This window comes from Halomonas meridiana, from assembly GCF_009846525.1.
Lineage (GTDB): Bacteria > Pseudomonadota > Gammaproteobacteria > Pseudomonadales > Halomonadaceae > Vreelandella.
The window spans coordinates 1,698,627-1,710,417 of the sequence record NZ_CP024621.1 but is presented as its reverse complement, the minus strand read 5'-3'; the positions used below and the strand labels follow the sequence as shown (position 1 = coordinate 1,710,417).

The 11,791-nt window shown below is 57.8% G+C and carries 5 protein-coding genes and 2 pseudogenes; 4 read left to right on the top strand and 3 right to left on the bottom strand.

The genetic code is table 11. The features are described from left to right. Positions 1 to 2: 2 nt before the first annotated feature. Positions 3 to 659, bottom strand: coding sequence for a MiaE family protein (locus tag CTT34_RS08260; RefSeq protein WP_159341995.1), 657 nt, complete (start codon positions 657 to 659; stop codon positions 3 to 5). A 522-nt stretch (positions 660 to 1,181) separates the two neighbouring features. On the opposite strand from CTT34_RS08260, the pseudogene acnB reads away from it, so the two are divergent. The 3 genes and pseudogenes from acnB to CTT34_RS08245 all read left to right on the top strand — a co-directional run bounded on the left by acnB (position 1,182) and on the right by CTT34_RS08245 (position 6,380). Beyond that, positions 1,182 to 3,784, top strand: a pseudogene (gene acnB / locus CTT34_RS08255) (bifunctional aconitate hydratase 2/2-methylisocitrate dehydratase). 151 nt (positions 3,785 to 3,935) lie between these two features. Continuing rightward, positions 3,936 to 4,430 (top strand): ribonuclease E activity regulator RraA, encoded by a 495-nt coding sequence (rraA, locus tag CTT34_RS08250; RefSeq protein WP_159341994.1) that lies wholly within the window; start codon positions 3,936 to 3,938, stop codon positions 4,428 to 4,430. Between the two features lie 63 nt (positions 4,431 to 4,493). After that, entirely contained in the window at positions 4,494 to 6,380 is a 1,887-nt protein-coding gene (locus CTT34_RS08245; protein ID WP_254436470.1) for a glycerophosphodiester phosphodiesterase family protein, read from the top strand. Positions 6,381 to 6,389: 9 nt separating this feature from the next. Here the strand turns inward: CTT34_RS08245 and ggt are convergent. Next, positions 6,390 to 8,176, bottom strand: a pseudogene (gene ggt / locus CTT34_RS08240) (gamma-glutamyltransferase). A gap of 153 nt (positions 8,177 to 8,329) precedes the next feature. Continuing rightward, positions 8,330 to 10,714 (bottom strand): phosphoenolpyruvate synthase, encoded by a 2,385-nt coding sequence (ppsA, locus tag CTT34_RS08235; RefSeq protein ID WP_159341992.1) that lies wholly within the window; start codon positions 10,712 to 10,714, stop codon positions 8,330 to 8,332. A 234-nt stretch (positions 10,715 to 10,948) separates the two neighbouring features. Here ppsA and ppsR point away from each other — a divergent pair, with 234 nt between their 5' ends. Next, the gene (gene ppsR / locus CTT34_RS08230) at positions 10,949 to 11,782 is read left to right on the top strand and encodes a posphoenolpyruvate synthetase regulatory kinase/phosphorylase PpsR (protein ID WP_159341991.1); all 834 of its coding nucleotides are present in this window, start codon (positions 10,949 to 10,951) and stop codon (positions 11,780 to 11,782) included. Positions 11,783 to 11,791: the final 9 nt, after the last annotated feature.

Here is an 11,791-nt window from a genome sequence, read left to right as displayed (position 1 = left end):
GCTTAGGCGGGCACGCCGCTATGAAAACGAAACGCCGTATCGGGAGTCGTGATCAACTCCGCTTCACGTGCAACGAAGAAGGCAATGCGATCGTCGATCGGCTCATCGGTCTGTTGGCGGGCCAACAGCAGATAATCTTCGAAATGGCGTCCCTCTGACTTCACCAGCGTGCGGTAAAACTTTGCCAACTCTTCGTCTAGGTAAGGAATGAGCCGAGCAAAGCGCTCACAGCTTCGCGCTTCGATTAAAGCACCGATGATCAGCACATCGATCAAACGCTCGGGGTCATTGCTGCGTAAGTGTTGGCGCAGTCCTTCGGCATAGCGCGATGCCGTCAGGTGATGGTACGCCACCCCGCGCTTCTCCATGAGGCCGACGACCTGCTCGAAGTGGAGCAGCTCTTCACGAGCAAGCTGTGACATTTTACTGAGCAACAGCGGCTGATCCACGTAGCGATATAACAAGCTCATGGCCGTGGAAGCCGCTTTTTTCTCGCACTGGGCATGATCGATCAGCAGTGTTTCAGGATTGGCAAGCGCCCATTGAAGCCAGGTATCCGGCGTGGGGCAGGCAAGAAATTGATGAAGACTTTCAGGCAGCAGATCGTCCGCTTGAAGGGAGTGCTCTGCCGTTTTGAGTTCGACTAATTGTATAGACATAATACCGCTACCGAGCGTTTATCACACTATTGTACAATATATAAACGCCGTTGGCGTTTGTTCCCTAATAACCGAAGGCCGCTTATTAAATGACGGCTCAATTCTCATATAGCATATCGCTAATATATAAGCCCGATTTATTTGGTGCTCCACACACCCCATAAACCGCGTAATGACGCGCGATCCATCGTTATAAATCAGTGGCTATGGTAACGCGGCATCACAATAATCACACCCGCCCTTACCGTAAAACACCCCGATTGGTAAAAAACTTTCAGATATAAGGCACATTAACGAAAAAAACGGCTTGGAAGGAGCCGAATATCAGCGCCTCAACATAAAGTACAAGCAAGCACTTAGCTTGGCTTCTTAACATTGTCGACAGTTTCCCGTAGAATCTCGCTCATCCACCAGACGCTGTTTGTCAAGCGTATGTCACGTGTCCGAACGCCTCACCCACCGTGCTAGCAGTCGTTCGGCACCACTGAGTCATCACTACCAAGAAGATGAGAGGGCCCCAACGTGCTTGAAGCTTACCGCCAACATGTCGAGGAACGCGCCGCAGAGGGCGTCCCACCCAAGCCCCTGACTGCCGAGCAAGTCGCGGCCTTGATCGAATTGCTCAAAGCGCCCCCGGCCGGTGAAGAGGAGTTCATCCTCGACTTGATCACCAACCGCGTGCCCCCGGTGTCGACGAAGCGGCTTACGTCAAAGCCGGCTTTTTGACCGCGATTGCCAAAGGGGAAGCAACCTCTCCTCTGATCGACAAAATTCATGCCGTCAAGCTGCTCGGCACCATGCAGGGCGGTTACAACATCGTCTCTATGGTGGAGCTGCTGGATAACGAAGAACTGGCCCGCGAAGCCGGTGAACAGCTCAAGCACACTCTGCTGATGTTCGATGCTTTCCACGATGTGGAAGAGCGCGCCAAACAAGGCAATGCCGTCGCCAAAGATGTGATCCAATCATGGGCCGATGCCGAGTGGTTCCTCTCCAAGCCGGCGCTGGAAGAGAAAATCACCCTCACCGTGTTCAAGGTACCCGGTGAAACCAACACCGACGATCTCTCCCCCGCCCCGGACGCTTGGTCACGCCCCGATATCCCGCTGCATGCCAACGCCATGCTCAAAAACGAGCGCGAAGGCATCGAGCCTGAAGTACCGGGTACCACGGGCCCGCTCAAGCAGATCGAAGACGTCAAAGCCAAAGGCTTTCCAGTGGCCTATGTCGGCGACGTCGTCGGCACCGGCTCTTCGCGTAAATCCGCCACCAACTCCGTACTGTGGTTCTTCGGTGACGACATTCCTTATGTCCCGAACAAGCGTGCTGGCGGTTTCTGCTTTGGCGGCAAAATCGCACCGATCTTTTTCAACACCATGGAAGACTCCGGTGCACTGCCCGTAGAAATGGACGTTTCCAAACTGGAAATGGGCGACGTCATCGACGTTTACCCCTATGAAGGCAAAGTGTGCAAACACGGCACTGATGACGTGCTGACCACCTTCGAACTGAAAACTCAGCTCATTCTTGATGAGGTGCGTGCTGGCGGCCGCATTCCGTTGATCATTGGCCGAGGCCTGACCGGCAAAGCGCGTGAGTCGTTGGGCTTAGCGCCCTCTGATGTCTTCCGCCTGCCAGATCAGCCGGCCGATACCGGCAAAGGCTTTACGCTAGCGCAGAAGATGGTGGGTAAGGCTTGCGGCATGGACGGCGTTCGTCCCGGCATGTACTGCGAACCGAAGATGACCACCGTAGGCTCTCAGGATACCACGGGGCCGATGACCCGTGACGAGCTGAAAGACCTGGCATGTCTTGGTTTCCAAGCCGATCTGGTCATGCAGTCGTTCTGCCACACGGCGGCATATCCGAAGCCGGTGGACGTGGACACTCACCACACCCTGCCGGACTTCATCATGAACCGTGGTGGCGTCTCGCTGCGCCCCGGCGACGGCATCATCCACAGCTGGCTGAACCGCATGCTGCTGCCCGACACCGTGGGCACCGGCGGTGACTCCCACACCCGCTTCCCCCTGGGCATTTCGTTCCCTGCCGGTTCTGGCCTGGTGGCCTTCGCCGCCGCGACCGGCGTCATGCCGCTGGACATGCCAGAGTCCGTGCTGGTGCGCTTCAAAGGCAAGCGCCAGCCGGGCGTCACGCTGCGCGACCTGGTTCATGCCATTCCGCTGTACGCCATCAAGCAGGGCCTGCTGACCGTCGAGAAATCCGGCAAGAAAAACGCCTTCTCCGGTCGCGTGCTGGAGATCGAAGGCCTGGAAGACCTCACCGTCGAGCAGGCATTCGAGCTTTCCGACGCCTCCGCTGAGCGCAGCGCCGCTGGCTGTACCATCACGCTGTCCGAAGAGAGCGTGACCGAGTACCTGAAATCCAACATCACACTGCTGAAGTGGATGATTGCCAACGGTTACGGTGATGAGCGTACTATTAGCCGCCGTATCGAAGGCATGGAAGCATGGCTGGCGAACCCGAGTCTGATGCGTGCCGACAAAGACGCCGAATACGCCGAAGTCATCGAGATCGATCTCTCTGACATCAAAGAGCCGGTTCTTTGCGCCCCGAACGACCCGGACGACGCCCGCTTACTGTCTGACGTTGCCGGTGAAAAAATCGACGAAGTGTTTATCGGTTCGTGCATGACCAACATCGGTCACTTCCGCGCGGCAGGTAAATTGCTCGAGAAACAGCCTGCGGGCAGTCTGAAAACCCGTCTGTGGCTCGCGCCGCCGACCAAAATGGATCAGCACCAGCTGACCGAAGAGGGTTACTACGGCATCTACGGCCGTGCAGGCGCTCGCATGGAAATGCCGGGATGTTCACTGTGTATGGGTAACCAGGCACGCGTTGCCGCGAAGAGCACCGTGGTGTCCACGTCTACACGTAACTTCCCGAACCGCCTGGGCGATGGTGCCAATGTCTACCTCGCCTCAGCAGAGCTGGCAGCGGTTGCCGCTGTAGAAGGTCGCCTGCCCACCGTTGATGAGTATCAGCGTTACATGGGCGAGTTTGACGCCATGGCAGGCGAGATCTATCGTTACATGAACTTCCACGAAATCGAGGAGTATCAAAAAATCGCCTCGAACGTGATTCCGGTTGCTCAAGAAGCGTAAATGCTTCGTGGCACCGACCCATCGCCGATGCTCGCAACATCGCAGCCAGGGTAATGCCTCGCTGAGCCGATGACAGAACGCCCCTTCCTTTCAAGGACGGGGCGTTTTTTATGCCGCTATGAACATAGTGCCGTCAACACAGGAGTCAACGATGACAACGACAACTCAAGTGGTTACCCCCGATCTGTGCGACGCTTACCCCGATGTCGAGGTGCTCGAGCCTCTCTTTGCAAACTTCGGCGGTGTCGACAGCTTTTATGGTCCCATTCGTACGGTAAAGTGCTTCGAGGACAACTCCCTAGTGAAGCAGGCCGTGGCGGAGCCCGGTGAAGGCGCCGTGCTGGTAGTGGATGCTGGTGGGTCGCATCGCTGCGCCATGCTCGGCGACATGCTAGCGGAGCAGGCCGCACAAAACGGCTGGGCCGGGGTCGTCATGTATGGCTGTGTCCGAGATGTCGATATCCTGGCCACCCTTCCACTAGGTGTCCAGGCACTGGGCAGCCACCCACGTAAGAGTGATAAACGCGGCGAGGGCCAGCGAGACGTTGCGGTTACGTTTGCGGGTGTCACGCTGCGCGTTGGTCAATGGCTCTATGCCGACAACAACGGCATTCTCATAGCCGAGCAGCCGTTAAAGCTCTCTTGAACCCACTTGCCAGGGGTGGCAGAGAGTGCCACCCTGAGGCTTCACTCTGACACTTTTGTGACCATGCAGCCGCTCACCTCATTAGGCCATGCCCTCCTTCGCACCCTGCGAGACCATCTCCGTCCACTGATTGCTTATCACCTGCTGTTTACCCTGCTGGCCTCTGCCTTATTGGTTCCAGCCGTTGCTTGGCTGTCCCAGCGCTTGCTGGCGCAGCTCAATCGCACGGTGGTTACGACGGACGCGCTCTTGGCGCTGCTTTTCAGCCCTACAGGGTTACTGGTCATGCTGGTCGGCCTTGGCCTGACGTTTTTACTGATCTACTGGCAGCAGGCGGGTATGTTGCACGTTGCGGTGAGGCCGAAAGACCACCACTACCGACTGGCATTCGAGGCGTTGTGGCTAAGCACTCGCCGACTTCCGGCGCTGGCGCTGCTGGTCATCCTGCAAGTGGGCAGCCACCTGCTGCTCATGGCCCCCTTTATGTTGGCGCTGACGTGGCTGTATGAGCTGTGGCTGAGCGGCATCGATCCTTACTATCTTCAGCGCGTCCGCCCACCGGTGCTGTGGTATTTTCTGGCGTGCGTGCTTCCGCTCGTCACGCTGTGGCTGCTGCTAGCCGCATGGCTGTACTTACGCTGGCTGTTGGCACTGCCGCTCGTGGCCTTGGAAACCTGCTCGCCTTTACAAGCGCTAAAACGAAGCGTTCGCTTGACCCGCGGCTGGCATCGTTCGATTGGCGGCGCGGTACTTACTCTGTTAGTGATCATCATCAGCCTACCCATCGTCATTACATGGCTGTTCGACAGCATAGTCACGCCGCTACTGTGGTGGCTCCCCGAGCATAACGCCTTGTTGATACCGGCGATGCTGGCCTACTTGACTGGCTACGTATTAATCACCCTGACCCTAACCTTTCTGGGTATTGCCACTAACGCTCTGCTGTCGGCTTGTCTATACGTACAACTGGCCCATCAAGAACCCCGCCCAGCGCCACCGTCGGCCGATGCACACTCTGGACGCATGGCATGGGCACTGGAGCTCAGTGTCCTGCTTTTGGCAGGTCTGCAAGCATGGTGGATTCTCAACAGCTTCGAGATCCGCGACAGCGTAACCATCATTGCCCATCGCGGCAGCTCCATGGTGGCACCGGAGAATACGCTGGCGGCCGTCACGCAGGCACTGGAGGATGGAGCCCACGCCGTTGAGCTGGATGTTCGTTTGAGCGCCGATCAACAGGTCATGCTGTATCACGACCGCACGCTTGCTCGGCTCACCGGCGATCCACGGGAATTTGGTGACCTGACGCGTCGAGAGTTGAACGACATCGATGTAGGCAGCTGGTTTGGCGACGCGTTCCAGAACGAGCGCATCGCTGGGCTGGATGACGCCTTGCGCACCGTTCGCGGTCGAGCGTCACTGATGATCGATATGAAAGCGCTACCGGGCCAAGAGCAAGCGCTCGCACACGCGGTCATCGAGACGCTGAATCAGGAGAGTGACATTCGCTATCGCTGCTGGGCAACGCAGCAGAGCGCACTGACCGGCATGGCCGCTTGCGGTTTTCCCAATGCGCTGATGGAGATGCGCATGGCGACCATGTCACCTGACTTGGTACGCTTCATCAAAGCGCAGGCGCCCGAACTACGGGTGACACTGCTGGCGCAGCTAATACTGCCGGGCACGCTGGATCGTCGCCAGTTTGACGCGCTGGGGCTGCGTCATAACCGTATTAGCGGACAGGAAGTTCGTTTGGCGGCTCGTTTTGGGTACGAAATTCATGCCTGGACGGTCAATGACCGAGCACGCATGTCGGCGCTGATTGACTTAGGGGTCGATGCCATCATCACCGACTACCCAGATCGGCTGCGTGCTCTCATAGAAGACCGCCGTGCTCTCAGCGACGGCGGCCTCATGTTGGTCAAGCTACGTAACTGGCTACGCCAGTGACAGCGAGTCTTACTCGCCCATGACGACGCCTTCACGACGAGGGTCGGCTCCACCGTACAGGGTGCCATCTTCCAAACGCTGGATGGCTTGCAAGCCGCTCGTTAACTCACGCTCACTGACGGTATGGCCACGCTCACGCAGAGATTCGATCGTCGATTCGGGAAAACGCCCCTCTTCCAGGTAAACATCCCCCCTAGGGTAATCGCGTGGGGGAGATTCAACGCCTCTTGAGCGTTCAACCCCCAATCGCGCATGGCCGCCAGCGTGCGCGCCGTGTAGTGAATGATGGCCGCTCCCCCCGGGGAGCCTAGGCTCGCCACCAGGTCACCGCTTTCCTGGTCGAACACCAGAGTCGGGCTCATGCTAGAGCGGGGTCGCTTACCCGGCTCGACGCGGTTGGCCACTGGCTGGCCATCGATCTCTGGGGTAAACGAGAAATCCGTTAGCTCATTGTTGAGCAAGTAACCGCCGGGCAGGTCGGTCCCGCCATCCGCCAGTAGTCGTGATCCAAAGGCCTGTTCGATCGTCGTGGTCATAGCGATGGCATTGCCGTCGGCATCGACGATGCTGATGTGGCTCGTGCCATACTCGGGCTGCTCCGGCTGGCTGGCAAAGCTAACGGTGAGTTCGCCTGGGTTACCAGGCTCGGCGCTTTCTCCCATGCTCTCGTCGCCGATGAGCTGGCTACGCTTGTCCAGGTAATCGGGCGCCAGCATCAGCGACCAGTCGCCGCCGGGTGCATCGACGAAGTCAGGATCGGCGATGTAGCGACCACGGTCAGCAAAGGCCAGTCGAGAGGCTTCCAAGAACTGATGCAACCAACCGCTACTGGTCACGCCATCCTCCAGCGGCGCTTCGAGCAGCGGCTGCTGGTCCATCATGCCTAGAATCTGCATGACGGTAAGATGACCCGACGAGGGGGGAGGAAAACCACACACCTCCCACTGCTGCCAGGGAGTACACAGCGGCTCACGCTCTAACGACTGATAACCGCTGATATCCTCCAGCGTGATGGTACCTGGCCGGACGGGGTGTGATTGCACTTGCTCGACCAAATCCTCCGCGACCGCTCCTTCATAAAATGCGGCGCTGCCTTCCTCCGCGATAAGGCGCAAAATGGCAGCCAACGCAGGATTTTTTAGGGAGGAACCCACCTCAAGAGGTTCGCCATCGGCTGTGTAGTAAAATGCCCGGGCACGCTCGTTCTGACGCAAGGCCTCGTCGTTGGCAAGGCTGGTATGCAGTCGCTGACTGACGGCAAACCCCTCCTCTGCCAACGTGATCGCAGGCTCGAAGAGCGCTTCCCAAGGGAGCTGTCCGTGCTCGGCGTGGGCTTGCTCCAACATGCGTACCGTACCGGGCACACCCACTGAGAGACCGCTGGCCACGGCATCCATAAAGGGCAGCGGCTCACCGTTTTCCATGAACAGCTCCCCAGTGGCTGCGGCAGGCGCCGTTTCGCGGCCATCGTAGGCTTGCACCTTCGCTCCGTCGAAGTGCATTAAAAAAGCGCCACCGCCGATACCGCTGGACTGCGGTTCGACCAGCGTCAATACCATTTGTACGGCTACTGCCGCATCGATGGCATTGCCACCCGCTTTGAGCACTTGGTAGCCTGCATCGGTGGCTAGCGGGTTCGCTGCCGCCACGGCAAAGGTGTCAGCCGCCCAACCGGGCTTCTCTTCGAAACCTGATCCCACTTCCGGTGTAATGGAGGGTGTCTCGTAACTAAACCCCCAGCTCACCATTGGCACCAGCAGTAAACCAGTCAGTGAGAGTGCCCTTGTTGGCCGCATCGCTTTTCTCCTTGAAACCTTCGCGCTGACGTTAACATCCTAGGCGGAATCGCCCGGTCGTCGTTCAAACAACAGCGTAGCCTATAAAACGACTGCGCCCGACACAATGGTCGGGCGCAAAATAGCAAGCACGCTAAGCGTATGAACAATGCGTTAGGCGATGGTTTCACCTGCCAGCATGAACCAAGTTTCCAGGACCGCATCAGGGTTGAGCGACACCGAATCGATACCCTGCTCCATCAACCACTTAGCAAGATCCGGGTGGTCGGACGGCCCCTGGCCGCAAATGCCCACGTACTTACCCTTCTCTTTACAGGCTTTGATCGCCATGGCGAGCAGCTTTTTCACTGCGGGATTACGTTCATCGAACAGATGCGCCACTATGCCGGAATCCCGATCTAAGCCCAGGGTTAGCTGGGTAAGATCGTTCGACCCGATCGAGAAACCGTCGAAGTACTCGAGGAACTCATCCGCCAGCAGCGCATTGGCTGGCAGCTCGCACATCATGATGACTTTCAAACCGTCTGGATGTTCGTCCCCGCCACGCGGTAAGCCGTTAGCGGCCAGCAGGTCCACTACTTCGCGTGCCTCGTCGGTGGTGCGAACGAATGGCACCATGATTTCGACGTTCGTGAAGCCCATCTCGTCACGCACGCGCTTCAACGCGCGACACTCGAGCTCGAAGCAGGGACGAAATGCGTCCGAAATATAGCGGGAAGCACCACGGAAGCCCAGCATCGGGTTCTCTTCGCCCGGCTCATAGAGTTTGCCGCCAATCAGGTTTTCATACTCGTTGGATTTGAAATCCGACAGGCGGACGATCACTCGTTGCGGGTAGAATGCTGCTGCCAGCGTGGAGATCCCTTCGACCAGCTTATCGACGTAGAAGCTCACCGGGTCGGCATAGCCAGCGGTACGCAGGTCGATCACCTGTTGAAGATCGGCAGGCAGCGTATCGTATTCCAGCAGCGCTTTCGGGTGCACACCGATCATGCGGTTGATGATGAACTCCAGTCGCGCGAGGCCAACCCCAGCATGGGGTAAGCTTGCAAAGCCGAACGCACGATCTGGGTTACCCACGTTCATCATGATTTTAAAGGGGATTTCCGGCATCGAATCGACGCTGGACACGTTGCAGTCAAAGGCCAATAGCCCTTCATACACGTGACCAGTGTCGCCTTCTGCACAGGACACCGTTACGTCGGTACCTTCCTGAAGCTGCGTTGTGGCATCGCCACAGCCCACCACCGCCGGAATACCCAGCTCACGGGCAATGATGGCCGCGTGGCAGGTGCGGCCACCACGGTTCGTCACGATGGCCGAAGCGCGCTTCATGATCGGCTCCCAGTCGGGGTCCGTCATATCGGTGACCAGGATGTCGCCTTCCTGAATGTTGTCCATCTCATCGGGACTCAAGACGATCTTGACCGCCCCACGTCCAATACGCTGACCGATGGCGCGACCGGTAATCAGGGTGCGGCCCTTTTCGCGTAGCTGGAAGCGTTCGAGCTTCCCGCCCTCCTGCTGAGACACCACGGTTTCCGGACGCGCCTGTACGATGTAGAGCTTTCCATCGTCGCCATCCAGCGCCCACTCGATGTCCATCGGGCGCTGGTAGTGTTGCTCGATGGTCACCGCCTGACGGGCGAGGTCCATCACCTGCTCATCGTTGATACAGAAGCGACCGCGATCTTTGAAAGGTACATCGACGGTGTCGACGGACTTACCGGCGCTAGCATCTTGCCCATAAACCATCTTGATCAGCTTGGACCCCAGCGTGCGGCGCAGCACCGCCGGGCGACCTGCGGCCAAAGTGGGCTTGTGCACATAAAACTCGTCGGGATTGACAGCCCCCTGTACCACGGTTTCACCCAACCCCCATGAGGCCGTGACGAAGACGGCATCGCGGTAGCCTGACTCCGTATCGAGGGTAAACATTACGCCGGAAGCACCGGTTTCAGAGCGCACCATCTTCTGGACGCCTGCTGATAGCGCCACGTTTTCATGAGCGTAGCCACGGTGAACGCGGTAGGAAATGGCGCGATCGTTGAACAGCGAAGCAAACACTTCATGCACGGCGTGTTTGATATTGGCAAACCCTTCGATGTTCAAGAAGGTCTCTTGCTGCCCTGCAAAAGAGGCGTCCGGCAGATCTTCTGCAGTGGCAGAGCTGCGAACGGCGACTTTCAGACTGGGGTGCTGAGCCTGGAGCTTTTCGTAAGCATCGCGCAGCGCGGCCTCGAAAGCGGGAGGCAGTGGCGTATCGATGATCCACTGACGAATCGTCTTACCGGCTTCGGCCAGGGCTTTGACATCGTCAACGTCCAAGCGAGCGAGCGTGTCATTAATGCGGTCGTTCAGCCCCTCATGGGAGAGAAACTCGCGATACGCGTGGGCAGTGGTCGCGAAGCCGCCGGGCACCGTCACGCCAACCCCCGACAGATTGGAAATCATCTCGCCCAGCGAGGCGTTTTTACCACCCACGCGTTCGACGTCTGCCATACCTAGCTGATCGAACCACAGAATGTACTCTTCCACGCAACCCCCTCGCTTTCAGACTTTGTTGCAACCCCATAGGGCGACACTGTTAGACGTTGTCACCCTAGCACCACGCGTTCCTATTCGCCATTGGTCTAACAGCGAAGGGAGTGGAGGATTTTTACAACAACTCACTGATATAGCCGTTTTATGTAGTGACGGTGAAGCGTTGTGCTGACGGCAGACGCAGCCCACAATAGACGCATCATGCACCCTTAGCTGGCGGAACAGTCTATGAAGCGAACGGCCTTTTTCATTTCCGATGGTACCGGCATCACTGCAGAGAGTTTGGGACGCAGCCTGCTGGCCCAATTCAGCGATGTCGAGATCAACATGCTGACCAAACCCTATATCGATACGGTGGAGAAAGCCCAAGCGCTGGCCGAGATCATCGAGTCCACCGCTATCCGCGACGGTCACCGCCCCATCATCATCGATACCATAGTGGATCAAAACATCCGGAACGTCATTCGTCAGGCATCAGGATTCAAAGTGGATATTTTTTCGACGTTCCTGGAGCCGCTCGAACAGGAGCTGGAAACCCACTCCTCCTACAGCGTCGGTCGCACTCACTCCATCGGGAGTGACGATGTCTACATGGATCGCATCCATTCGGTCCACTTTGCACTGGATAACGACGATGGTGCGCGCACGCACCAATACGACAAAGCCGACATCATTCTGGTAGGCGTTTCTCGCTGCGGAAAAACCCCCACGTCGTTGTATCTCGCGCTGCAATTCGGTATTCGTGCAGCCAACTACCCGCTGACCGAGGACGATCTGGACGAAGACGGCCACCTTAAGCTGCCCAAGGCATTGGCAGCCCATCGACACAAGCTGTTTGGTTTGACCATCGATGCCCGTCGGCTATCGGCCATTCGCAATGAGCGCAGACCCAACAGCCGCTATAGCTCGATGGATCAATGCTTGCAGGAGGTAGAGCAGGCGGAATCGCTGTATCGAACGATGCACATTCCTTACATCGATACGACGCGGTTTTCCGTGGAGGAGATTTCGACCCGCATGATCGCGGAGACGGGCCTAGCGAGGCGCTTCTCTCCCCGCTAGGCAACGCTT

What these genes read in the sequence shown, in the direction of transcription:
- ppsR (WP_159341991.1), top strand. Translation starts at nt 10,949, where the DNA reads ATGAAGCGAACGGCCTTTTTCATTTCCGATGGTACCGGCATCACTGCA.
- CTT34_RS08260 (WP_159341995.1), bottom strand. Translation starts at nt 659, where the DNA reads ATGTCTATACAATTAGTCGAACTCAAAACGGCAGAGCACTCCCTTCAA.
- CTT34_RS08245 (WP_254436470.1), top strand. Translation starts at nt 4,494, where the DNA reads ATGCAGCCGCTCACCTCATTAGGCCATGCCCTCCTTCGCACCCTGCGA.
- rraA (WP_159341994.1), top strand. Translation starts at nt 3,936, where the DNA reads ATGACAACGACAACTCAAGTGGTTACCCCCGATCTGTGCGACGCTTAC.